The 22,840-nt window shown below is 64.9% G+C and carries 22 protein-coding genes; 14 read left to right on the top strand and 8 right to left on the bottom strand.

Annotated features, from left to right (window positions below; all coding sequences use genetic code 11):
• Positions 1-112: 112 nt before the first annotated feature.
• The 7 genes from ACQP0C_RS24025 to ACQP0C_RS23995 all read left to right on the top strand — a co-directional run bounded on the left by ACQP0C_RS24025 (position 113) and on the right by ACQP0C_RS23995 (position 7,274).
• Positions 113-949: a nitrilase-related carbon-nitrogen hydrolase gene (locus ACQP0C_RS24025; RefSeq protein WP_433723307.1), complete on the top strand. Its 837-nt coding sequence runs from the start codon at positions 113-115 to the stop codon at positions 947-949.
• A 16-nt stretch (positions 950-965) separates the two neighbouring features.
• Positions 966-2,387, top strand: a complete 1,422-nt coding sequence (gene hydA / locus ACQP0C_RS24020) for a dihydropyrimidinase (RefSeq protein ID WP_433723305.1) — start codon at positions 966-968, stop codon at positions 2,385-2,387.
• A gap of 74 nt (positions 2,388-2,461) precedes the next feature.
• Positions 2,462-3,499 carry a TIGR03842 family LLM class F420-dependent oxidoreductase gene (locus ACQP0C_RS24015; protein WP_433723303.1) on the top strand — a complete coding sequence of 346 codons (1,038 nt, stop codon included), beginning with the start codon at positions 2,462-2,464 and terminating at the stop codon, positions 3,497-3,499.
• Between the two features lie 73 nt (positions 3,500-3,572).
• Positions 3,573-4,463 carry an ABC transporter permease gene (locus ACQP0C_RS24010; protein ID WP_433723301.1) on the top strand — a complete coding sequence of 297 codons (891 nt, stop codon included), beginning with the start codon at positions 3,573-3,575 and terminating at the stop codon, positions 4,461-4,463.
• Positions 4,460-5,362: an ABC transporter ATP-binding protein gene (locus ACQP0C_RS24005; protein WP_433723299.1), complete on the top strand. Its 903-nt coding sequence runs from the start codon at positions 4,460-4,462 to the stop codon at positions 5,360-5,362. Before ACQP0C_RS24010 ends, ACQP0C_RS24005 begins: the two co-directional genes overlap by 4 nt.
• Complete coding sequence (locus ACQP0C_RS24000) at positions 5,359-6,135, top strand: ABC transporter permease (RefSeq protein WP_433723297.1); 777 nt, start codon at positions 5,359-5,361, stop codon at positions 6,133-6,135. Before ACQP0C_RS24005 ends, ACQP0C_RS24000 begins: the two co-directional genes overlap by 4 nt.
• On the top strand, positions 6,132-7,274 hold the full coding sequence (locus tag ACQP0C_RS23995) for an ABC transporter substrate-binding protein (protein ID WP_433723295.1): 1,143 nt from the start codon (positions 6,132-6,134) through the stop codon (positions 7,272-7,274). The genes ACQP0C_RS24000 and ACQP0C_RS23995 overlap by 4 nt, the downstream gene beginning before the upstream one ends.
• A gap of 225 nt (positions 7,275-7,499) precedes the next feature.
• Here ACQP0C_RS23995 and ACQP0C_RS23990 read toward each other — a convergent pair whose 3' ends face one another.
• Positions 7,500-8,210 (bottom strand): maleylpyruvate isomerase N-terminal domain-containing protein, encoded by a 711-nt coding sequence (locus ACQP0C_RS23990; protein WP_433723294.1) that lies wholly within the window; start codon positions 8,208-8,210, stop codon positions 7,500-7,502.
• Positions 8,211-8,695: 485 nt separating this feature from the next.
• On the opposite strand from ACQP0C_RS23990, the gene ACQP0C_RS23985 reads away from it, so the two are divergent.
• Positions 8,696-9,181, top strand: a complete 486-nt coding sequence (locus ACQP0C_RS23985; RefSeq protein ID WP_433723292.1) for a DUF1877 family protein — start codon at positions 8,696-8,698, stop codon at positions 9,179-9,181.
• Between the two features lie 272 nt (positions 9,182-9,453).
• On the opposite strand, the gene ACQP0C_RS23980 is transcribed toward ACQP0C_RS23985, so the two are convergent.
• On the bottom strand, positions 9,454-10,065 hold the full coding sequence (locus ACQP0C_RS23980; protein WP_433723290.1) for a hypothetical protein: 612 nt from the start codon (positions 10,063-10,065) through the stop codon (positions 9,454-9,456).
• Positions 10,066-10,158: 93 nt separating this feature from the next.
• Entirely contained in the window at positions 10,159-10,338 is a 180-nt protein-coding gene (locus ACQP0C_RS23975; protein ID WP_433723288.1) for a hypothetical protein, read from the bottom strand.
• Positions 10,339-11,119: 781 nt separating this feature from the next.
• Between ACQP0C_RS23975 and ACQP0C_RS23970 the strand changes: the two genes are divergently transcribed.
• The 4 genes from ACQP0C_RS23970 (at position 11,120) to ACQP0C_RS23955 (ending at position 15,422) form a co-directional block, all read left to right on the top strand.
• Positions 11,120-12,433 (top strand): aspartate aminotransferase family protein, encoded by a 1,314-nt coding sequence (locus ACQP0C_RS23970; protein WP_433723286.1) that lies wholly within the window; start codon positions 11,120-11,122, stop codon positions 12,431-12,433.
• Positions 12,434-12,528: 95 nt separating this feature from the next.
• Entirely contained in the window at positions 12,529-14,064 is a 1,536-nt protein-coding gene (locus ACQP0C_RS23965) for a glycosyltransferase family 39 protein (protein WP_433723284.1), read from the top strand.
• Positions 14,065-14,302: 238 nt separating this feature from the next.
• Entirely contained in the window at positions 14,303-14,671 is a 369-nt protein-coding gene (locus ACQP0C_RS23960) for an arsenate reductase family protein (RefSeq protein WP_433723282.1), read from the top strand.
• 70 nt (positions 14,672-14,741) lie between these two features.
• Positions 14,742-15,422: a TIGR00266 family protein gene (locus ACQP0C_RS23955; RefSeq protein WP_433723280.1), complete on the top strand. Its 681-nt coding sequence runs from the start codon at positions 14,742-14,744 to the stop codon at positions 15,420-15,422.
• A 214-nt stretch (positions 15,423-15,636) separates the two neighbouring features.
• Here ACQP0C_RS23955 and ACQP0C_RS23950 read toward each other — a convergent pair whose 3' ends face one another.
• A complete protein-coding gene (locus ACQP0C_RS23950; protein ID WP_433734637.1) occupies positions 15,637-16,146 on the bottom strand; it encodes an NUDIX hydrolase in 510 nt (169 codons plus the stop codon).
• A 77-nt stretch (positions 16,147-16,223) separates the two neighbouring features.
• On the opposite strand from ACQP0C_RS23950, the gene ACQP0C_RS23945 reads away from it, so the two are divergent.
• Positions 16,224-16,601 carry a nitroreductase family deazaflavin-dependent oxidoreductase gene (locus ACQP0C_RS23945; protein ID WP_433723278.1) on the top strand — a complete coding sequence of 126 codons (378 nt, stop codon included), beginning with the start codon at positions 16,224-16,226 and terminating at the stop codon, positions 16,599-16,601.
• 66 nt (positions 16,602-16,667) lie between these two features.
• Here ACQP0C_RS23945 and ACQP0C_RS23940 read toward each other — a convergent pair whose 3' ends face one another.
• The 3 genes from ACQP0C_RS23940 to ACQP0C_RS23930 all read right to left on the bottom strand — a co-directional run bounded on the left by ACQP0C_RS23940 (position 16,668) and on the right by ACQP0C_RS23930 (position 19,040).
• Positions 16,668-17,216: a hypothetical protein gene (locus ACQP0C_RS23940; protein ID WP_433723276.1), complete on the bottom strand. Its 549-nt coding sequence runs from the start codon at positions 17,214-17,216 to the stop codon at positions 16,668-16,670.
• 437 nt (positions 17,217-17,653) lie between these two features.
• The gene (locus tag ACQP0C_RS23935) at positions 17,654-18,025 is read right to left on the bottom strand and encodes an effector-associated constant component EACC1 (protein ID WP_433723274.1); all 372 of its coding nucleotides are present in this window, start codon (positions 18,023-18,025) and stop codon (positions 17,654-17,656) included.
• A 364-nt stretch (positions 18,026-18,389) separates the two neighbouring features.
• Entirely contained in the window at positions 18,390-19,040 is a 651-nt protein-coding gene (locus ACQP0C_RS23930) for a caspase, EACC1-associated type (protein ID WP_433723272.1), read from the bottom strand.
• A gap of 282 nt (positions 19,041-19,322) precedes the next feature.
• Between ACQP0C_RS23930 and ACQP0C_RS23925 the strand changes: the two genes are divergently transcribed.
• Positions 19,323-20,552: a caspase family protein gene (locus ACQP0C_RS23925; protein ID WP_433723270.1), complete on the top strand. Its 1,230-nt coding sequence runs from the start codon at positions 19,323-19,325 to the stop codon at positions 20,550-20,552.
• A 321-nt stretch (positions 20,553-20,873) separates the two neighbouring features.
• On the opposite strand, the gene ACQP0C_RS23920 is transcribed toward ACQP0C_RS23925, so the two are convergent.
• Positions 20,874-22,334 carry an alpha/beta fold hydrolase gene (locus ACQP0C_RS23920; protein ID WP_433723269.1) on the bottom strand — a complete coding sequence of 487 codons (1,461 nt, stop codon included), beginning with the start codon at positions 22,332-22,334 and terminating at the stop codon, positions 20,874-20,876.
• Positions 22,335-22,840 lie beyond the last annotated feature (506 nt).

Here is a 22,840-nt window from a genome sequence, read left to right as displayed (position 1 = left end):
TGCGTCGGGCACAGCGCCGGAACGATGACCGGCCCCAAGGTTTACGGCTACGAAACTGTTTCCGCATTCTTGTAACACAACCGAATTGGTTCGCAGTGAAGTATAACAAAGCATGGGAATCGTTCGAGCCGCGCTCGTCCAGACCAACTGGACGGGCGATAAAGAGTCCATGATCAAGGCGCACGAGGACTACGCCCGTCAGGCCGCCGCGCAGGGCGCGAAGGTGATCTGCTTCCAGGAGTTGTTCTACGGCCCGTACTTCTGCCAGTTGCAGGACGCGAAGTTCTACGACTATGCGGAGTCGGTGCCCGGGCCGACCACCGAGCGATTCGCCGCCCTGGCAAAGGAGCTCGGCATGGTGATGATCCTGCCGGTGTACGAGCAGGAACAGTCGGGTCTGCTCTACAACACTGCGGCGGTCATCGACGCGGACGGCAGCTACCTCGGCAAATACCGCAAACACCACATTCCGCAGGTCAAGGGGTTCTGGGAGAAGTTCTACTTCCGACCGGGCAACCTGGGCTGGCCGGTCTTCGATACCGCGGTCGGCAAGGTCGGTGTCTATATCTGCTACGACCGGCACTTCCCGGAGGGCTGGCGCGCACTCGGCCTGGCGGGCGCGGAGATCGTCTTCAACCCCTCGGCCACCTCGCGCGGCCTGTCCGGTTACCTCTGGAAGCTGGAGCAACCGGCCTCGGCGGTCGCCAATGAATATTTCGTCGGCGCCATCAACCGGGTCGGCATCGAGGAATACGGTGATGACGATTTCTACGGAACCAGCTATTTCGTGGATCCGGAAGGTAAATTCGTCGGAGACGTCGCCTCGGACACCGATCCCGAACTGGTGATTCGTGACCTCGATATGGATCTGATCAAGGTGGTGCGCGACCGCTGGGCGTTCTATCGCGATCGCCGCCCCGACGCCTACGGACCGATGGTGGCTCCCTGAGGCTGGTGATATCGATATGACGAAGACATTCGTTCACGGCGGCACGGTGGTCTCGGCTACCGGATCGCAATTGCTCGATGTGCTGATCGACGGCGAAACCATTGTGGCGGTCCTGCAGCCCGGCTCCACCGCGCTCGGCGCCGACCTCACCGAATCCGCGGACGTGGTCATCGATGCGACCGGCAAGTATGTGATCCCCGGCGGCGTCGACGGCCACACGCATATGCAACTGCCCTTCGGCGGTACCGAGGCCTCCGACACCTTCGAGACCGGCACCCGCGCCGCCGCCTGGGGCGGTACCACGACCATTGTCGACTTCGCCGTGCAGAAGCCGGGGGAGCGGATGCAGGACACCCTCGGTCTGTGGCACGAGAAGGCCGCGGGCAACTGCGCGATCGATTACGGGTTCCATCAGATCATCGGTGAGGTGAACGACGAATCCCTCAAGGGCATGAGCGAATTGGTGGCCGAGGGCGTCACCAGCTTCAAATTGTTCATGGCCTATCCCGGCGTCTTCTACTCCACCGACGGCCAGATCCTGCGGGCCATGCAGGCGGCGGGCGACCTCGGCGCACTGCTGATGATGCACGCGGAGAACGGCATTGCCATCGATGTGCTGGTCGAACAGGCGCTGGCGCGCGGGGAGACCTCGCCGTACTACCACGGCGTGACCCGACCGTGGCAGATGGAGGAGGAGGCCACCCACCGCGCGATCATGTTGGCGCAGTTGACCGATGCGCCGCTGTATATCGTGCACGTCTCGGCCAAGCAGGCGATGGAACAGATCGTCACCGCACGGGCTAACGGGCAGAACGTCTTCGGTGAGACCTGTCCGCAGTATCTGTACCTCTCACTCGAAGAGCAGTTGGGCGCACCGGGTTTCGAGGGGGCCAAATGGGTGTGCTCGACGCCGCTGCGGTCGCGGGCCGAAGGGCATCAGGACGAGCTGTGGCGCTATATCCGCACCGGTGCGGTCACCTCGGTCAGCACCGATCACTGTCCGTTCTGCATGAAGGATCAGAAAGAGCTGGGCGTCGGCGATTTCAGCAAGATCCCCAATGGGATCGGCGGTGTGGAACACCGGATGGATTTGATGTTCCAGGGCGTGCAGAACGGCTGGATCTCGCTCGAACGCTGGGTCGAGGTGTGTTGCACCACGCCCGCGCGGATGTTCGGGATGTACCCGCGCAAGGGTGTCATCAGCCCGGGTGCGGATGCCGACATCGTGATCTACGACCCGAACGGGCACACCAGCATCGGATTCGGCAAGACCCACCACATGAATATGGACCATTCGGCCTGGGAGGGCTTCGAGATCGACGGGCACGTCGACACCGTGCTCTCGCGCGGCCGCGTGATCGTCGATGACGGTGCGTATCTGGGCACTGCCGGGCACGGACGGTTCATCGCCCGCGACCTGTCGCAGAACTTGATCTGACTCGCGCCGATTCGAGCGGCAGACGGTCTACTCGAAAACGGCCGACGTTCTTGACCCGAAATGGAGAGTGCCGCATGGATATCGGTGTGGTGCTGCAATGCACACCTCCCGCCTCGCGGGTGGTCGAACTGGCCAGACAGGCGGAGACACACGGCTTTTCGCATGTGTGGACCTTCGATTCGCACCTGCTGTGGCAGGAGCCCTATGTCATCTACAGCCAAATACTGGCCGCCACCCGCAAGGTCGTTGTCGGCCCGATGGTCACCAATCCGGCCACCAGGGACTGGACGGTCACCGCGTCGACCTTCGCGACGCTCAACGATATGTTCGGCAACCGCACCATCTGCGGTATCGGCCGCGGTGACTCCGCGGTCCGCACCCTCGGCGGCAAACCGGCCACCTTGGCGACATTGCGCGAAGCGATCGAGGTGATCAGGGAACTCGGCAATGGCCGCAGCGCCCGCGTCGACGACACCGTCGTGCGCTTCCCGTGGGCCAGCGCCTCGCGACTGGAAGTGTGGGTGGCCGGATACGGGCCGCGTGCGCTCGAGCTGACCGGCGAGGTCGCGGACGGATTCATCCTGCAGCTGGCCGATCCGGATATCACCGCGTGGACCATCGCGCGGGTCCGGGCGGCTGCCGAGCAGGCGGGCCGCGATCCCGGATCAGTGAAGATCTGTGTTGCGGCACCGGCCTACGTCACCGACGGATCCGCCGACGCCATGGCGCACGCCCGCGAACAGTGCCGCTGGTTCGGTGGCATGGTCGGCAATCACGTCGCCGATATCGTCGCGAAATACGGTACCGACGGCGATATTCCGCACGCGCTCACCGACTACATCGCGGGCCGCCGTGGCTACGACTACAACGAGCACGGCCGGGCGGGCAATACCCACGCCGAATTCGTGCCGGATGCGATCGTCGACCGCTTCTGCCTGCTCGGCACGCCCGACGAGCAACTGGCCCGGCTGCACGAACTGGAGAAGCTCGGCGTCGACCAGTTCGCGGTCTACCTCCAGCACGATGCCAAGACGGCCACGCTGGAGGCGTACGGCGAGTCGGTGCTGCCACGGTTGGCGCATCCGGTCACCGCGACGGAGGGTGCCGAGTGATCGCCGCGATGGTGGTGACACTCGCGCTCGCGGAGTCCGAGGCGGAGCCGGGTGCGGCGTCGGCGGGTGATCAATGAGAGCGGGAGCAGTGCGGGCACGGCAGGTCGGCTCCGCGGTCGGCGTTGCGGTGCTGGTCATCGCGGTCTGGGAGCTCGTCAAGTATTTCGTGCCCGAGCGTGGGGTAAGTATCGGAGATACCCGAGTCCTGCCGCGTACGAGTGATGCCGCGCTGCCGCATGTTTGGTCGGTCATCACCGTGCTCGGTGATAAGGACGGCACCGGCACCGTCGGTGCGACACTGCTGCGCACGGCCGGATTCACCTTCGGGCTCGCGATGCTGGCACTGGCGATCGGCACCGTGGTCGGCATTGCCCTCGCGGTGGTGATGCAGCGCTTCGCCTTCGTCGAGCGCGGATTGCTGCCCTACATCGTTGTCTCGCAGACGGTTCCGCTGATCGCCCTGGCGCCGCTGGTGGCCGGATGGGGCGGCAAGATCGTCATCGCCGGGCAGCCGTGGCGGCCGTGGATGAGTATCGCGGTCATCGCGTCGTATCTGGCCTTCTTCCCGGTCGCGGTCGGCATGCTGCGCGGCTTGCAGGCACCGTCGAAGGCGTCGGTGGAACTGCTGCACAGCTACTCGGCCAATTGGTGGGAGACCTTGGTGCACTTGCGGTTTCCCGCCGCGGTGCCGCACTTCCTGCCCGCGCTGCGCTTGGCCGCGGCGGCATCTGTGATCGGTGCGGTGGTCGCGGAGATCTCGACCGGAACGGCGGGCGGTATCGGCCGCCAGATCATCGTCTTCGCGCAGCAGGCCACCGGCGATGCGGCCCGGCTGTACGCGGCCGTGCTCGCCGCGGCACTGCTCGGTGTCGCCGTCACCGCCGTCGTCGGCCTGGCCGAACTGGCACTACGTCGTTACAGCCGTCCCGCCGGGGCGCGCGGCTCTTCAGGAGGTACCCGTTGACCGGGAAAGTGGAATCGGCCGCCACGGACACTGCGGCGACCGATGAGCCGATCGAGGCATCGGATCCGGTCGGCGTCGAGGCCGAGGACGTCGCGGCGGTCGATCTCACCAATGTCGGCAAGATCTTCGACGCGGGTTCGGTGACCGCGCTGGCCGATGTTTCGCTGAAAGTGCTTGCGGGGGAGTTCGTCTCGCTGATCGGGCCGTCGGGCTGCGGTAAATCCACGCTGCTGCGCATCATCGCCGACCTGGAACAGCCGACCAGCGGCGGGGTGACCGTGCACGGCAAATCCGCCCGGCAGGCCAGAATCGACCAGGACTACGGCATCGCCTTCCAACAGGCGGGCCTGCTCGACTGGCGCACCGTACAGGCCAATGTCGAACTGCCCCTCGAACTGCACAAGGTCCCCAAGGCCGAAAGACGCTCGCGCAGTGCGGAACTGCTGGAAATGGCGGGTCTCACCGATTTCGCGCACCGCTATCCGGCGGAACTGTCCGGCGGCATGCAACAGCGGGTGGCGATCGCCAGAGCATTGGCCCGCAAGCCTTCGCTGCTGCTGATGGACGAACCGTTCGGCGCGCTGGACGAGATGACCCGCGAACGCATGCAGGGCGAGCTATTGCGCATCGCCGCAGAGACCGGTGCGGCGGTGGTTTTCGTGACGCACTCGATTCCCGAGGCGGTCTTCCTCTCCGATCGCGTGGTGGTCATGTCACCGCGGCCGGGCCGCATCACCGAGATCGTGCCGACCGGCGGCTGGGGCCGTGAGGCGGGCGTCAGCGGCGACGACATCCGTTCCAGCGAAGCCTTTTTCGAGGCCGTCGCCGCGGTTCGCACCGCACTGCGCGGCGGACACGAGGCCACCGACATCATCGTGGCGGGACGGGATATGCGATGAAAACCTGGCTGCCACCGGTGGTTTTCGGCGTCGGCGGGTTGGCGCTGTGGCAGGTGCTGACCGTAGTGGCCGGTGTGCCCTCGTTCCTGCTGCCCGCACCGACCGCGATCGCGAAACAGTTCACCGAGAACTTCGACCGCATTGTCGATGCCGCCACCGCCACCGGCACCAATGCCCTCATCGGCCTGCTGGTCGGCGCCGTCCTCGGCATTGTCGCGGCCATGCTCGCGGTGCGGTTCCGGCTGGTCGAGGGCCTGTTGACGCCGCTGGCCGCCGCGGCGGCCGCGGTGCCGATCGTGGCGCTCGCCCCGCTGCTGAATTCGATGTACTCGACCACCACCGACACTCCGCGCCGCATGGTGGTGGCGATCGTGGTGTTCTTCCCGATGTTCGTCAGCACCGCGCGCGGTCTGCGGCAGGTTCCGCAGGTACACGCCGATCTGATGACCTCCTATGCGGCGGGCGGCTGGCAGATCACTCGCATGGTGCGCTTGCCCGCCGCGCTGCCGTACCTGTTCACCGGTTTGCGCATTGCGGCACCCGGGGCGGTGATCGCGGCCATCATCGCCGAATACTTCGGCGGCCTGCAGAACGGGCTCGGCAGTCGGATCACCTCGGCCGCGGCGAATACCGCCTATCCACGGGCGTGGGCCTATGTGGTCGGCGCCATGATCGTCGGCCTGATCTTCCTCGCTGTCGTCCTGATCCTCGAACAACTGACCCGCCGACCCCGGACCATCCTGATTCGTAATATCTTTGGGAGATCGAAATGAGAAGTAACACAGGGCGTTTGCGTGCTTGTCTCGCGCTGGCGGCGTTGGTGGCGGCCGCGCTGACCGGCTGCAGCACCACCGACAGCGGCTCGGGAACCACCGCCGAAGGGCTGACCAAGGTCCGGTTGCAGCTGCAGTGGTTCAAGCAGGGCCAGTTCGCCGGCTATCTGGCCGCCGTGGACCAGGGCTTCTACAAGGAGCAGGGCCTATCCGTGGAAATCCTGGACGGCGGTACCGATATCGTGCCGCAGACGGTGCTGGCGCAGGGGCAGGCCGATTACGCGATCGCCTGGGTGCCCAAGGCGCTCGCCTCCCGTGAGGCCGGGGCGGGCATTACCGATGTGGCCCAGGTCTTCCAGCGTTCGGGCACCAAGCAGGTCTCGTTCAAGTCCGACAATATCTCGGGCCCGGCCGCACTGCGCGGCAAGACCGTCGGAAACTGGGGTTACGGCAATGAATACGAGCTGTTCGCCGGAATGACGAAGGCGGGCATCGATCCGGCCAAGGACGTGAAGCTGGTCCAGCAGCAGTTCGATATGAACGCCTTCCTCGCCAAGGACATCAATGCCGCCCAGGCCATGTCCTACAACGAATACGCCCAGCTGCTGGAGACGAAGAATCCGGCCACCGGAAAGCTTTACACCGCAGACGATTTCGCCACCATCGACTGGAACGACGAGGGCGTGGCCATGCTGCAGGACGCGATCTGGGCGAATTCGGAGAAGCTGAAGGATTCGAAATACCAGGACCAGACCGTGAAATTCATCGCGGCGTCGCTGAAGGGCTGGGCGTTCTGCCGCGACAATGTCGATAAGTGCCGCGATATCACGGTGGCCGCGGGCAGCACGCTCGGCGCGACCCATCAGCAGTGGCAGATCAATGAGGTCAACAAGCTGATCTGGCCCTCGCCCAACGGTATCGGCATGATCGACAAGACCGCGTGGGACCGCACCGTGAAAATCGCCAAGGAGACCAAGAATCAGGAGGGTGTCACGGTGCTGAAGAAGGATCCCGATGCGGGCGCCTTCACCAATGAATACGTCACCAAGGCATTGGATCTGCTGAAATCCGGTGGCACCGACGTCACCGGATCGGGATTCACGCCGCAGCAGGTGACCCTGACCGAAGGCGGCAAATAGGTGGGTGCAGCGCTCGCCTTGAAGATCTCCGCTCCGGACCCGACGACTGCCTGATCGGGCTGCACGAGAAAGGCGACCGCGTCCGATGGCACCCGATCTCACCTGGTGCATCGAGGCGTCGGTCGCCCCACGCGACTTCGACTCTGCGCCAGCATGATTCATAGCACCTGACGGTGGGGTGCGGCGGTCCTGAGCTCGGCGATGAACTCGCACAACCTCATGCAACTAGCCGAACCGTCTCCAGGTGATGTTCAGGCGCGCGAGTTCGGCTGACTCTCTGGTGGACAGCGCGGCGCGGCCGCTGGCTTTGGCCAACGCGGTCCGGTGGTCCCAACCCAGGTGGGTCGCGGCGGGATCGATCTGCAAGAAATCGCCCACGACGGCTGCGGCTTCGGGGGTAGTCCATGCCGATGCACCGAGTGCGATGGCGATGTCGAGGCCGTGCAGAGCCAGTTCGACCACACGGGTGATCATGAACTCGCTCAACAGGATCCCGTCGCCCCATCGGGTGGTGATCAGGCGATCGGCGGGTTGCCCCGATATTGCTCTGTCGGTTCGCCGCCAAGTGTCGTCGAATGCCGCGGTGATCGCGGTCGCGTTCTGATAAGTGGCGGCGTCGCGTTGGGCCATGCGCACGCGGTCGGCATTGGCAGCGTCGTCGAAGATTGTCGGTCGGTAGTAGTCGGCGGCGGCGATGTCGGCTCGAGGTGGTGCGGGCGCGGCGAGTCCCGCGAGGACACGGGCGACAGCGGAGGTGATGTGCACCGCCATTTCGGCGATATTCCATGGCGGGCACGGAGTCGCTAGGGCGAATTGCGCCTCGGTCAGCTCCCCGAGCACCTCGGACAATCGTGAACTCTCCGCGCGGAAGGCCTGCAGCACAACGTCTTCACTGGACGCGTCGGACATGGCAGCGCGAGGCCGTTCAGCGTTCATGATCAACATTGCTCCTGGTCATTGCACAACTATCAACTGGCTGGTTCATACTCCTCATCTTCGCCCACGAACCCTTCATCGTCGTCGCGTCGAGTCGGTGTACTGTCGGCCGCGTGGACCTGTGGCCCGTCGTCGATTCGTCCGAGCGGCTCACACGCCGGGGCGAGTGGTTCATTTCGACGCAGTGTGTTCGCTGCGAATGCCCCCCGTTAGAGGAGTATCGGGATCGGTGGCTCGAAATCGGCATTCCCGCAACGCAGATCGACCGTGTCATCGAGTTTCAGCGGCGGTGGGGCGGACTGGTCCTGCCGCCGTCTCTGGACTATGAGGGCGGGCCCAAGATGCTGTGTGCCGATATGTCGAGCGATGCCCTGGAGCGGGGGGCGAGGCGGGGGAGCCGCGGATGACGGTAATCGTGCCGCGCGACCACCACCGCAAATGCGTCCTTGTGCACCTGTCGACAAGAGAAGGAACAGGAGGGCCCCGTGGCGCAGGCGACCTGGCTGCAAGCGGTGAGTGGTGAGGAGATCCACGCACTTCGGCAGGATCCGACCAGCATCAACAGACTCGACAAGTCCGTCCATTACCGCACCCACTACTTCGCCGCGCTCAATTACTTCCTTACCGGGCAGGCTTGGCCCGGCCCTGAGGACCACGAGCTGTGGCCGGTGGTCAGCGGTGCCGACAGCATCGCCTGCTCGACCCTGGAGAACGGGGCTTTCTCGGTGGTGTCGCCCGATCAGGCGACCGAACTCGCCGCACGTCTCGCCAGGGTCGACGTGATGGCCGTCGAAACCGCTGTCGGGCAAGCCGATTTCGAGGAGCTGGTTGACGAGCACGAAATCTATGAACTGGAGCTGATCACACCCGATGAAGGTCCGGAGATCATCGTCGCCGAACTCGAAAGACTCATTGCCTTCTATGCCAAGACCGCGGATTCCAAGCTCGGTGTCGTGATGTATACCACCTGATCAACGAGTCACCAGACCACATCAATTGAGCCGAGACCAGATCGGCTGAGCAAGGACACACGCCACGGCCGTTGGGCGACACGCGATTTCGCCGAATGCACGCACATGCCGACGAGCGGAGGAAACCGTTGTGCCGTGGGCTGGGCTCAGGCGCGCTGTCGGTCTTGCCCGATCCCGTGCCAGTCGTCGGCCAACGCGCATTCGGCGTGTTGGTAGATCTCGTTATCGGAACCGAGTCCGGAGGTGGGTACCGAATCGGCGTCCAGGAAGGACTACCTCGGCGGCCACGAGGAGTGCGGTGGGTATTGGTACTGCGGGTATTGGCCGGGTGGTTGTTGGGCGATTGGTTGCTGCCACTGCGGTGGATGCGGTGGGGTCGGCGTGCGGGGCGCGGACGACCGGGCCGACGCGATGATAGCCGCCACCGACGCGCCCAGAGCGAAGAGCGCGGCCGGAACGCCGAGGCCGAAATCTTTGGCCTCTACATATTCCGAGTGCTGCGCCATGCTGACCACGAACGAGAGAGCGGGGGCGAAAAGCGCACCCGCGGCGACGGCGGCGAGTGCACGGAAAGCGCCGTTCTTGGCACCGGCGCCGGTCACCAGGATAATGGCCGCCACCACGGCGATCGCGGCGGTGAGCAGGAAGGGGATGTGGTCACCGAAATCGAGGTAGTCGTTGGTGAATCGCCAGATTCCCGCCAGAATCGCGGACAACACGAGCAGCCCCGCGGTTATCCAATCCAGCGGTGAGGCGCCCGCCCGCGGTGGTGCACCGAACCCGGGCGGCGGATACTCCGGACGCTGCTGCGGATATGGGTACCCCTGCGGGACAGGGTAATTCCCTTGCGGTGGAAACGATTCGGGTTGATGTGGCGTAACCACGGCAAACTCCTTGCTGACCCCCGGGGCCGACGTGCCATCGATCAGGTCGGTCCGGCCAACCATACCCAACAGGAGCTCGCGGGCCACCAAGTTCTACGGCCCGACATATAACTCCTCGTTGGGGAGCCGCGGGAGGCCGCGCCCGTCGCCCGGGATCACCGAAACAGCGTCGACATAGTGGTGGGTCCTGTGGTCCTCGATGAACTGCTCGGCGGCGCTGGCCAGTGCTATGAAGTCCAGGATCACTCCACGCAGGTTGACTCGGAGATGCACGTCCGGCTCATGGGACGCTCCGGCGCTTGTTGCCCCTCCCGGGGATGTGCGGGCATTTGTGAGCACGGTCGCCCCTGGTACGGGATGCCAGATCATCGGTTCACGCAAATTCCGAGCAGCTAGTTTCTTGGTGAGGCGTTATTCCAATACTCGTCCAGGACCATCGCCCGACGCTTCCCACCGATGGTGAACGCGATCCGGACACCGAATTCGGCGTCCTCTATGCAGAACCGCTGCGATCGCCGATGAGGTCGCGGCCGATGTGACGGACGAGCGGATCCGGTTCCGCGGTCAGGCCGACGAGGGGTTGTGCGACTTCGACGATCGTTGCCCGGGTGTACGCGTCTGTCACTGATCGCGAGCTCGGGGCGTGGCCGGCGAACTGGCGAGCCCACCGCGGCTTGCGTCGCCGCGCCGGAGCCGTCCGCGCGAGGGGACAGGACGGCTATTCCGCCGCTGATACGCCAGCCGAGGCGATCACCCGGCTCTCAGCCCGCGAGCCGACCAGCTCACGGTCCACGATCCGTCCATGCGTATCGACCGGACGCAATGAGTACCGGGCCGCGGTCCGGCGATGGCGACGCATCGAGGCGAGCGCAGCTCGACCATGTCGTGCCGTGGCTCCGGGATGCGCGACGGCCTGGCCGAGGCCTTCGGACCTGTGTGGAATCACAGGCGGACAGTTCTTGCCGTAGACCGTGTCTCCAGCCGCGCAGCCGCCGCAATCGGGCTATGGTGCCAATGTGCTGTTCTATCCAGGTTCGAAGGGGGAATTCGCCCCATGAGCGGGTCAGATCATGTCTTCTATCCCTGGAGCGCCCAGGCCACACTGAATCCGGTTCCGATCGTCGGCGCGTCGGGCTCGTGGTTCTGGGAGGAGAGCGGTAAACGCTACCTCGACTTCTCCTCCCAACTGGTGAATGTCAATATCGGCCACCAACATCCGGATATCGTCGCCGCGATCATCGAACAGGCACAGAAACTCACCACTATCTCGCCGACCGTCGGCAACGAGGCGCGCAGCGAACTGGCCAGGCTGATCGTGGAACGCGCACCCGGCGACCTGAATCGCATCCTGTTCACCACCGGTGGTGCCGAGGCCGTCGAACATGCGGTGCGACTGGCACGCAGCTACACCGGCCGCACCAAAATGCTCGCCGCCTACCGGTCCTATCACGGCGGCACCGGCGTCGCCATCGGCCTGACCGGTGAGCCGCGGCGTTGGGGTGCGGAGCCGACCAATGTCGACGTGGTCCGCTTCTTCGGGCCGTATCCCTACCGATCCCCTTGGGAAACAACAACTCCCGAGGAAGAGACGGCCGCGGCGCTGCGCCATCTGCGCCAGGTCATCGAGTTGGAGGGGCCGCAGCACATCGCGGGGCTGATCATGGAAACGGTCGTCGGCACCAACGGCGTTCTGGTGCCGCCGCCCGGTTATCTCGCCGGGGTGCGGGCGCTCTGCGACGAATTCGGCATCGTCTATATCGCCGACGAGGTGATGGTCGGATTCGGCCGGGTCGGCGAGTGGTTCGCGGTGCAGGCCTTCGGCGTGGCGCCCGACATCATCACCTTCGCCAAGGGCGTGAACTCCGGATACGTCCCACTCGGCGGTGTGCTGATGGCTGAGCGGATCGCCCAGCGCTACGACAATACGGTCTATCCCGGCGGGCTGACCTACGCCGGCCATCCCCTGGCCTGCGCCGCGGCCGTCGCTTCGATCGGGGTCTTCGAACGCGACGGCATTCTCGACCATGTCCGCTCGGTCGGTGCCGATGTGCTCGGAAAAGGGCTGGCGGACTTGGCATCTCGCCATCCCAGTGTCGGTGAGGCACGCGGTCTCGGATTCTTCTGGGCGCTGGAGCTGGTGCGCGACCCGCAGACCAGGGAACCCCTGATCCCGTTCGCCGCCGCGGGTTCGGCCGCCGAACCGATGAACCGGGTCACCGCCGCCGCCAAGGAACGCGGGCTGTGGCCGTTCAACGCGGGCAACCGCTTTCAGATCGCACCGCCGCTCACCACGACGGCGGACGAACTGCGCATCGGATTGGATATCGTCGACGAGGTGCTCGATATCGCAGACGAATATCTGCGGTAACGGCACGCCGCGCGGACCGACCACGCGGGTGGTCCGCGACGGCCATTTCCCGCTAGATTCGATACGTCCACCTCGGAACTCCTCCAGGAGCTGGCGTGACCGATATCGAAGATCGTCAGAAGCTGGCCGCCTCGCCCGAGGAGCGTCCGGCGCTGGCGTTCGCGGGCGTCGGCGCGGTCGCGGCGGTGGCGCTCGCGGTCCTGCTGTTCTCCGCGAGCCGGTACGACTACTTCGGCGATGAGCTGTATTTCCTCGCGGCGGGGCGGCGGCCCTCGTTCGGTTATGCCGATCAGGGGCCGGTGCTGCCGATGCTGGCACGCCTGATGGACACGATCGCGCCGGGCAATTTCTTCGTGCTACGGCTGCCGGTGGTGGCGCTGACCGTGCTCGGTGTCGTGCTGTGCGCGGCGATAGCGCGCGAACTCGGCGGCGGCCGCGGCGCGCAGATCTTCGCCGCGATCGGCTACGCGACCTCGCCGTTCCTGCTGCTCCAGGGCAAGATACTGACGACCAATGCGGTCGACACCGTGCTCTGGGTGATCATCACCTGGCTGGTCGTCCGCTGGGTGCGCACCCGCCGCGATCGCCTGCTGCTGTGCGCGGCCCTGGTGACCGCGGTCGATATGCAGGTGAAATGGTTGATTCCGTTCTTCTGGATCGCCCTTGCGGTGGCCTCGCTGATCTCCGGCCCGCGCGAACTGGTCCGGCGGCCGCTGCTGTGGCTCGGCGGGGCGATCGTGGTGGCGGCGACGGTGCCGTCGCTGATCTGGCAGGCGCGCCAGGATTGGCCGCAGCTGTCGATGGGTGGGGTGATCAGCAGTGAGCAGGGCATTCTCGGCGGTCGGGTGATGTTCGTGCCGCTCGCGGTGCTGCTGGCCGGATACTTCGGCGCGGTGCTGCTGATGTACGGCGTGTGGGCGTTGCTGTTCCATATCTCGCTGCGGCCTTACCGGTTCCTCGGGGTGACCCTGGTGATATTGGTCGTCATCTTTCTGGTGGTCGGCGGGCGGATCTACTACGTGGCCGGGATGTACGGCGTGGTGCTCGCCGCGGGTGCGGTCGGTCTCGCCGAATTGGCGGGTCGACTGGATCCGGCCCCGCGCCGCTGGGTCACTGGAGCCGGTGCGGCGCTCGCCGCGGTGGCCACGGGCTATCTGCTGTGGTCGACTCCATGGCGCGGCGCCACCCAGGTCGAGCCGCCCGCCAATGCCGCCGAGGCCGCTATCAACATCGGCGTCTACGGCGAATTCGGCTGGCCGGAACTGACTTCCGCCGTCACCAAGGCCTACGACTCGCTCACCCCGGCCGAACGCACCGACGCCATCATCATCACCGACACCTACTGGCAAGCCAGCGCCCTCGACCAATTCGAGCGCGCCGACCTGCCCCCGATCTACAGCCCCAGCCGCGGCTTCGGATATTTCGGCACACCGCCCGACACCGCGTCGGCGGTCATCGCCGTCGGCGTCAACGATGGCCTCCTGCACTGGGATTTCGACAACTGCGCACCGGTCGCCAAAGTGGACAGCCGAATCGGCTACCCGGGCAATACCCAGGACGTCACGGTATGGACCTGCACCGGCCTGCGCCATTCGTGGTCGGAGGTGTGGTCGACCTGGATGCACCTGTAAGCGGTTCAGCCGAGCGCGGATTGGCAGCGCAGCATGATCCGGGGCAGATTCGCTGCCAGTTCCTCGCCGTCGTCGATCCGGAAATCGGCATCGAGCGCGGCGGTCACTTCGCCGCACTGGAGGGCCCGGATCTGTTCGTCGGTGACGTGCGGTCGCGCTTACCGGGGGTGAGCCGCGGCACCCGGTTTCGGTCGGCCGGTGCAGACCGAAACCCGGCGGCCATGGTTAATTGGAAGCTATGACATCTGGGCAGACCGAGATCTGGCACAACCCGCGGTGCACCAAGAGCCGCAACGCGACCGCGCACCTGGACGAGGCGGGCGTCGAGTACACGGTGCGGCGCTACCTCGACGATCCGCCGACCGTGGCGGAACTGCGCGCCGTACTGAAGCGGCTGGGGGCCGAACCGTGGGACATCACCAGGACAGGTGAGGAGATCGCCAAGGATCTGGGCATGTCCGGATGGGGGCGTACCCCGACCGATCGGGATAAGTGGCTCGAGGCGCTGGCAACGCATCCCAAACTGATCCAGCGTCCGATCGTGCTCACTGCGGACGGTGGCGCGGTGGTTGCGCGGGACGAGGAGACGCTGCGTTCGTTGGACTGATCCGAAACCCCTGATACCGGCCTCGATTCGGCCCGACTGTCGATGCGAATCAGCCGGTAGGGTCGGCGATATGAAGGTACAACTGCGTCATAGTCCGGCCTCCGCGGTCGCTCGGTGCTTCCTCGCGGGCGGCGAGCCGATGCGGGTCGAGAGCGGCGCCATGGTCGCGCATTCGGCGGGAGTTTCGTTGCAGGCCAAGGCCGAAGGCGGCATCCTTGCCGGGCTGAAGCGCTCGGTGCTCGCGGGCGAATCGTTTTTCGTCTCGACCTTCACCGCACCGCCGCAGGGCGGCTGGGTGGACGTGGCGCCCGCGCTACCCGGTGACATGCTGAACCTGCAGATCACGCCCGATCGGCCGTTCTTCATCAGCCGCGGCGGCTGGATCGCCAATTCGCACGGCGTGCAGGTGGAGGGCAAGTGGGGTGGTTTCGCGAACCTGTTCGGCGGTGAGGGCGGATTCGGTCTGCGCGCGCACGGCGACGGTGAGGTGGTCGTCGGTGTGTTCGGCGCGATCGATGTGATCGATCTGCAGCCGGGTGAGCCGATCACCATCGATACCGGGCATGTGGTGGCCTATGACCTGGCCATGAACTTCACCATCCGGCGCGCGGTCTCCGGGCGATCCATCCAGTCGCTGAAGTCGGGCGAGGGTTTCGTCTTCGACTTCACCGGACATGGCCGGGTGCTGCTGCAGACCCGTAATCCGGGCGCCTTCGCAGCCTGGGCCGGATCGGTGGCGTCCTCGGGTTAGTCGCTCGACTTCACGGCCGCCTTACCTGCTGGACATCTCGATCATGCAGAATGCAAATTTCATATCGGGTCCAGCAAGGGAATGTACATGGAGCTCCTCGAAGTTGTCGCAAACCTGTTTACCCAGGTCATGGGTGCTATGAGCGGCAGCGCCGCCTGACGGATTTGCGGCTCATCGGCCCATCAGGTCTACGACCTGGTGGGCCGATGCCATCTCAGGCGAGGAGTTGGCCGGTGAGGATGCGGGTGTCGGGTACGAACGCCCACGTCGGATCGGCCAGATGCGCGCGGAGTTCGGCATCGGTCCACCACCAGCCGTCCGCGATCTCCTCGGGCTGGTGACGAATGGGTCCGTCGTAGCGCAGTTCATAGGCGAACAGGTGGCAGCGCATCGGTGCGCCCTGCCAGATGCCGTCCCAGGACGCGCGGGCGCGCAGCGGTAGCGGGGGCGCGTCGGCGGGGCGGACGATGCCCAGTTCCTCAGCGAGTTCGCGCAGCGCGGTCTGCGCCGGGGTCTCGCCCGGATCGACGACACCACCGGCCAGGCAGTCGTGCATGCCAGCGAACACCATCTTCGTCTCGGTACGGCGGTGCACATAAATCCGTTCCCCGTCGCCGGAGCGCACCAGGACGCCCGCGCTGGCGTGCCACATCCCGTCGCGATAGACGGTGGCCCGGTCGGCCGCGCCGATCTCGTGGCCTGCGGCGTCATAGACCGCGATCATCTCCGAGTGAGGGTGCACAGACACCGGTCGAGGGTAACCTCATCACCGCACTCCACCCTGAGAGAGGACCGCTCCCGATGGTGCTTCCGCGAGCACTGGCGAAATTGAACCGCCAGGTCACCAATCCGATCCTGGGCCGATTGGCCGGTCGGGTTCCGCCGATGAGCATGGTCGTCCACAAAGGACGAAAATCCGGGCGCCCCTACAGAACTCCGGTGATGGCGTTCGACGGCGACGGTGTCTACCGCATCGCGCTGACCTACGGCCGCGATGTCGACTGGGTCAAGAACATCACGGCCGCAGGTGGTTTCGAGCTCGAGACCAAGCGTACGGTGGTGCTGCTCATCGATCCGGTGGTGCAGAACGACCCCTCGGCGCGGTGGGCGCCACCGGTTGTCCGGCAGGCGCTGAAGGCGATGTCGGCCACCTACTACTTGCAGGCTCGTCAGGCGTAGCAGCCTCGGCTGAAGCGCCGAAACCCCCTGTCCCAGTGGGCAGGGGGTTTCGGTATCGTTAGTGCCTCAGTCGCGCTCGCGCGGGTCGAGGACGATCTGCGCGCCCGGCGTGGCCGCGACCTGCAGGCGGGTCGCCCACGGCAAGTGATCATGGTTCCGCCCGGTCAGGTAGTCATAGCACCGTGATGTGATCGGCCGCCCGTTCCGGTAACGCGAGACCTGAGGCGTAGCCTCCTCACCCCCACGGGTACTCACGTGCTCGACCAGCTTGCGCACCAGAAAAGGCGAGATCGGTTGCCAGCGAACGATTTCCCCGTTCTCACGCAATCGTATGAGGCAGTCCTGCGGATCCAGGTCAGCAACTTCCAACTTGAGAACACCGGCTCTTCGACACGCTGCCTCGATGTGAATACGGACAATCAGCGAATCCAACTCGGTGTCATTTCCGGTCGTGGCTGCTACCTGGCCGATCTCGATCACCTGTTTTCTGGTGAGTGCGTGACGCGAGCCGTCCAAGCGACGAGGTTTTGCCACTTTCTGCGCCGGGTTGTGCAAAGGGCTGATCAGTCCGTCGGTCTCGGCATGCTTGTAGATGCATCGAAACGCCGCCACCATGTGCGTGGCGGCGCCACGCCCACCTCGAGAATTGGACCGCACAGCCGCGCGGCTGCCGGTGCTGCTGGACGAACTCGCTGATCTCGGTCGAGCTGGGTTCATCGAGGCACCTTGTGCCCCAAGCTATTTCGATCATGCGCCAGTAGGACGCGTAGTTCTTGACCGTAGTCCTCGGTAACGAGGTGCGCAGCTTGGCGATGTATTCGGTGAATGTCGGCATCGGCTCTGCCGTGCCAGCGCCGCTGGCGATCTGCTGAGCGTCTGTTCCCAGTCGCGCTGCGATGAGTCGCAGCGCATTATCGACATCGTCGCTCACAACACACGCCGCCAGAGGTCGGGCAGGGCGCTGACCTGCAGATTCCTTAACACTGGTGGTGCTAATAGCGGCGTAAAGCTGGTTTGGCCGCTGAGAATTTCGGAGCAGACGGTCGAAAGGCTCAGGGGATCGGGTTGGATGGGTTGATAAGTTTGGTGATCTTGTCGATGAGTTCGTCGGGGTCGGCTCGTTGGGCATCGACCTCGACTGTGACGCCGTCGCTGTCGCGGGTGAGGCTGATTTTGATGTTGGAGCGCCGGTTGATCAGCCAGGTCCTTAGCGACACCGCCAACGCCGTCGCGAGGCCGCCGCTACCGAGGGCTACTTGCAGTACCTCGTAGATCTCGCCGAGTTGTCCTTCGTGGATCTGAGGTGCGCGGGGGACAACGCGTCCGCGAAGGGCGTCGTCGTGGCGAAACCAGTCCAGTAGCTGCAGCAGATCATCCGGGCTGCCACTGGTGCGGATCGACAACTGTCCCTGCGGATTCGACATACCTCCATCCTTGCGCACCCGCTGCCGACCGTCCATGCCAGTCACGACACGCTGGTTGCCTTAGCGCGGGTACCTAGCGCGGCTGGCCGGATAGCGGCGCCAACCACGCCTGTAGGTTCCGTGGCTGTATTGCTCTATGGCGCAGTGCAACTCTCCGGAGCAGGCGGAATTGTGCTACCACAAGCGATGACAGTGGCCATGTGCCGCAGCCGCGCAGGCCGAAGTGCCCGAAACACCATCAGCGGGTGCTAGGCCCCAGTAATCCCGACGCTCTGCCCTCCCAAAACGAACTGTATCGGTCGATTGTGTCTGCGGGCTGGGGTCGGTGGTCGGCTCTCGCGATGATTGGCCGGAGGTCGTTGGCTCAGTTGGCGGGAAGCGCTGCTCGGTCACGACCGGAGATTGCGATTCCGACGTGTTCAGCTGGACGGCGGTGCTGGCGGTGGGCAGTGCTGGTGTGGGCGTGGGATTCGTTTGGGGTATAGGTGATTTGAAGATGGCTAGTTGTCCGGCTTTGTTGACCGCGCGGCGCTGTGGTCGTGGATGACCGTGTGTGCAGGATCCGGTCGACATTGGTGAAGAGGTCGTCGAGGGTGAGGTCGTGCTCGGTCTCGGCGGCCGTGAGCAGGGCGGCGGTGAAGGCGGTGTAGGGCTGGCCTGGTGGGGCGTTTGGGGTTCGGTTGGCTGCGGTGGGGGTGATGATGTAGGTGCCGTCGATATCGATCTGTCCGGCGACCGCAGAGGCGGCTGAGGCCATGGCGTCGATGGCGCGTCCGGAGAAGCAGCAGTCCAGGAGCACGATCCGGGTGGCGGCGTGGCTGTTGCCGAGTTCTTCGCGCAGGGTTTCGTAGGGTAGGGCGGTCCAGCGGATCCGGGATGGATCGGTGTCGGGTAGCGCCAGGTGGAGGCGTCCGCGTTGGTCGAGCAGGCCGTGCCCGGCGTAGTAGACGAGAAGGACGTCGGACGCTCGACGCCGCGCTGGTCGCGATTTTGAACTTTTTTGAACGTTCGCCACCGCGAGATGCGGTTGACTTGTCCTTCGTTGAGCCGCGGGCGCTAACCCGCCCGTGAGCTGGGAGTTGAGGGTGGGATTTCTGCCCACTCCCCGCCCACACCAGTTCGACAGAGTTGGCCGATGGGCCGCTACAATTCTCGATCACCAGGTGGAGCAGGCCGGGGGGAGGAGCCGATATGCCGATTGCGGGCGAACGGTCGGTCTACACCGGGGTGGACATGGATGTCGTTGCGCGGGTGCGTGTTCGACGCTACCTATCGGTCTGCGGTGAGGAGCGCTAGATTGCCGCCGCGCTACCCTCATCGGGCGACCTCGCGTGCGGTGCTGATCGGCACTGGTACCTACGACCATTACGATCAGCTGCCGCACATTCCCGCCGTATTCAACAACCTCTCCGACCTGCACGCACTGCTGACCGGGACAGGTGGAGCGTTCGAGCCCGCCCACTGCTCGACCGTTCCCGACCCCGGCAGCAGTTCTCGCGTCGGAGAGATCCTCGGGCAAGCCACTGGCGAGGCCACCGATACTCTGCTGCTGTACTACACCGGTCATGGGGTTCTCGATCGTCAGGGTCGACTGCATCTGAGCCTGACCGGCACCCACCCCGACCGCCCAGGGTTCTCAGCGCTGCCGTATTCCACTGTGCGCGAAGCCATCCTCGACAGCCGCGCTGCGGTGCGCATCGTCATCCTGGACTGCTGCTTCTCCGGACGCGCGTTCGACGCACTCGCCAGCGGACCTACGGCGGTGATCGGGCACACCGAAATCGCTGGCACCTACGTCATCACCTCCTCAGCCCGCAACGAAACGTCATGGGCACCGAAAGGCGATCGCAACACCGCATTCACCGCCGCCTTGCTCGCCACCGCCTCGACCTATCCAGGACTGGACCTCGATGACCTGTATTCTCACGTCGAACGCGAACTGCATCGTCGCGGCCAGCCGCAACCCCAGCGCAGTGCCGTCAACACCGCAGGCCGACTTGCCCTCTTCACCATCGGGACCGGCTCCGGATCAACCACCTCCGCTCCGCCGAAAGCTGCTCAACCATCGAACAACTCGGGTCAATCATCGAACAACTCGGGAGATACCTTTGTTGGAGTACTAATGATGGTGGCGGTCATATTCGGGATTGTGTGGTACGCCAATCGAGATGATTCGGGCGGCGGCGCCAGTCAGCAAAGTGTCACCTCGACCACCAGATTAGTTGTCGCCGATCCTTCCTTTACCCTGCAAGGGGCCAACCCCACCGGCCGTTGCAACCCCGGATGTCCACTGCACGCGACATTCAAGAACGATGGCGGCCCCGGCCCTGGCACCGCCACTCTCTGGGTCACAGGCGACAAGGGGGACGACGGCCGCCGGGCGCTCGCGTCCTGCACCATAGCCATTCCCCACACCTCGGCAGGCGGCACGGTTTCCGTGGACTGTATCGCCGCCTCCTCGGAGCTTGACACGTGGTATCAAAATTATCCAGGACTGCCTACATGGGTAGGCGCGAGTGCGCGATGACCGAGCGCCAGAAGGATGTTGGTGGGTTTGCCGTCGCGTGTAGCAGCGCGCCCGGCAGTACTCCCCGACAGCGCACTGTCGCACAGGATGCGGAGAGTACCCGGAAGGAACTTGGCCCGGGCGCGTGCTCGAAAGCCGCGCAAGGCGAGACCGCCCACGCTCCCTCATCAAGGAGATGTTTCCAACGAGCTATCCATTCCATTGACGAATGGCGTGAACCTCATCTGGCAGCCGTTGCAGGCTTCGGTAGACGCCGCCAGTCACGGTTCGGGGCTCGGTTGGTTTTGCGATTCGTCGATGAATGCCGCTGCGCGCTGCTGGCTATTGGTCGGGGAGATTGTTCGGGTCGCGTTGGCAGGTGAGGTCGGTATCGGGGAGGGTGCCGTCACGGAAGTAGGTGTTGACGGCGTCGGTGGCGCAGTGGCTTATGTTGGAGCCGAGTACGCCGTGAACGCGGGTGTCTGCCAGTGTGATCATTCGTGACGCTGTCAGGTCTTGGTGCAGCCCAAGGCCTTGCTGGTAGGCGGTGCGGGTGTCGCGGGTTGCCTGCAGGATCAGGGCTGGTGTCGGGTTGTGCACGGCGGTGGGTGGCTCGATCGGGTCCGGCCAGAACGCGCAGGCGGTGATGTTGTTGGCGAACGCGCCGAACACGGGTTGGGTCGCTCGGACGCTTTCGATGTTGCGGTGATACCAGGCCAGATCTCGGGGCGCGGCCTTGTCGCCACACATGACCGCGGCCATGCCCGAGGTATCCAGCGGAACGGGACCGCTGATCTTCGCTTTCAGCTGCTCCATGTCGATGGGCAGCCCGGACACTGCGTCGGCGAGGGTCCGCACGAGCTCGGCGAGGTTGGTGTTCTTCTTCGGATTGGACAACAGCGACAGCAGCATCATCGGTACGGTGTGTTCGTCGATGAGATAGCCGTTGCCGATGACCGGATGCCGGGCGGCACGTCGGATCATGTCCTCGACAAAGGCTCGGACCTGCGGTCCGCTGCTACCGAAGTGGTAGTCGGCGTCGTGGCGGGCCGCCCAGTTCGCCCAGTCGTCGAGCCCGGCCTCGTTGACGGCGCCCATGTCCTGGTACGTGCCGATCCAGTAGCGGTCCGGGTCGATGGCGCTGTCCAGCACGATCCGGTCACTGTGCTGCGGAAACATCTGCGTGTACACCGCGCCCAGGTAGGTGCCGTAGGAGTCGCCGTAGTAGTTGAGCTCGCGTTCACCGAATGCGCCACGGATGACGTCCATGTCTCGGGCGGTATTGCGGGTGGTGATGAACCGGGCCTTCTCGGGATCGGGTGCTACGCAGGAAGCCGCGAGCGCGGCGGCCAGGGTGGCGTCGCGTGCGTAGCCGAAGGCGTCGAAGCCGGCCGAGAACAGCATGGTGGGCAGCGGCAGCGCGCAGTTCATTCGGTCCGATCGGCCGATACCACGCGGGTCCATGCCGATCAGGTCGTACCGGGCACGGACATCCGGTGTGAGCCGATCCCGCAGGTCGGCGATCATGCTCAGGCCCGGACCGCCGGGACCGCCGGGGTTGGACAGCATGATCCCGCGTCTGCGGGCTGGGTCGGTGGCCGGGATACGCGAGATCGCTACGGTCAGCGTGCGTGAGTCCGGTCGGGTGTAGTCGAGCGGTACGACAACGCCCGCGCACTGAGCACCGGCACCGTCGAGCACCGCGTCGTTACACGGCTTCCAGTCCAGCTGCTGAGTATAGAACGACTCCAACCCGCCCGGGATGTCATCGACCGGATCGGCGGTTGCCGATCCCACGGGCACGGTGGCGAATGCAGCTGCCGATATGACCCCTAGTACGAGCCACCGAATCCAAGTTGTTATCGGCATCGCATCTCCTGCCGAGACCTCCGTGTACGCATCCCTAATTCCGCTGCACAGCCGTTTCCGGGGTCTCGAACGAGCACCATACTGCCATTTGCTGAAACCTTCTCGGCGAGGCAGGGATTTCCAGGCGCCTCACCTATGCTGGCCCCGGTCACGTCGTGGTTGAGCCTCCGACATCCGGTTTTGCGGAGTGCACCACCCGTGCACGGATCACAGGCCGACGCGATAGCGGCGTAAGCCGAGCAATTGCCCGCCATCTCGAGGCCGGGCACCCACGCCGGTATCAGCTCGGTCCAGCGAGCCTTTTTCTCCTTATTGGGCGGCCTCAACATTTGTTGGAAACTCTCAGCTGCGAATGCGAAATCGTTATGCTACCGTGATCTAAACCTCGAGTGGTGTAACCGGTTGGTGCGGGCCCAGAGTGCCTGCGCGTCGGATAGTTG

The sequence above is a fragment of the Nocardia sp. CA-129566 genome, assembly GCF_050956075.1.
Lineage (GTDB): Bacteria > Actinomycetota > Actinomycetes > Mycobacteriales > Mycobacteriaceae > Nocardia.
The sequence above is the reverse complement of the archived record's forward strand: the minus strand, read 5'-3'. Positions and strand labels throughout refer to the sequence as shown.

Excerpts from the sequence above, each read along its gene's own strand:
- ACQP0C_RS23945 (WP_433723278.1), top strand. The coding sequence starts at position 16,224 with ATGGTGCTTCCGCGAGCACTGGCGAAATTGAACCGCCAGGTCACCAAT.
- ACQP0C_RS24010 (WP_433723301.1), top strand. The coding sequence starts at position 3,573 with ATGAGAGCGGGAGCAGTGCGGGCACGGCAGGTCGGCTCCGCGGTCGGC.
- ACQP0C_RS23970 (WP_433723286.1), top strand. The coding sequence starts at position 11,120 with ATGAGCGGGTCAGATCATGTCTTCTATCCCTGGAGCGCCCAGGCCACA.
- ACQP0C_RS23995 (WP_433723295.1), top strand. The coding sequence starts at position 6,132 with ATGAGAAGTAACACAGGGCGTTTGCGTGCTTGTCTCGCGCTGGCGGCG.
- ACQP0C_RS23960 (WP_433723282.1), top strand. The coding sequence starts at position 14,303 with ATGACATCTGGGCAGACCGAGATCTGGCACAACCCGCGGTGCACCAAG.
- ACQP0C_RS23940 (WP_433723276.1), bottom strand. The coding sequence starts at position 17,216 with ATGGTGGCGGCGTTTCGATGCATCTACAAGCATGCCGAGACCGACGGA.
- ACQP0C_RS23935 (WP_433723274.1), bottom strand. The coding sequence starts at position 18,025 with ATGTCGAATCCGCAGGGACAGTTGTCGATCCGCACCAGTGGCAGCCCG.
- ACQP0C_RS24015 (WP_433723303.1), top strand. The coding sequence starts at position 2,462 with ATGGATATCGGTGTGGTGCTGCAATGCACACCTCCCGCCTCGCGGGTG.
- ACQP0C_RS23950 (WP_433734637.1), bottom strand. The coding sequence starts at position 16,146 with ATGATCGCGGTCTATGACGCCGCAGGCCACGAGATCGGCGCGGCCGAC.
- hydA (WP_433723305.1), top strand. The coding sequence starts at position 966 with ATGACGAAGACATTCGTTCACGGCGGCACGGTGGTCTCGGCTACCGGA.
- ACQP0C_RS23990 (WP_433723294.1), bottom strand. The coding sequence starts at position 8,210 with ATGAACGCTGAACGGCCTCGCGCTGCCATGTCCGACGCGTCCAGTGAA.
- ACQP0C_RS24025 (WP_433723307.1), top strand. The coding sequence starts at position 113 with ATGGGAATCGTTCGAGCCGCGCTCGTCCAGACCAACTGGACGGGCGAT.
- ACQP0C_RS23955 (WP_433723280.1), top strand. The coding sequence starts at position 14,742 with ATGAAGGTACAACTGCGTCATAGTCCGGCCTCCGCGGTCGCTCGGTGC.
- ACQP0C_RS24000 (WP_433723297.1), top strand. The coding sequence starts at position 5,359 with ATGAAAACCTGGCTGCCACCGGTGGTTTTCGGCGTCGGCGGGTTGGCG.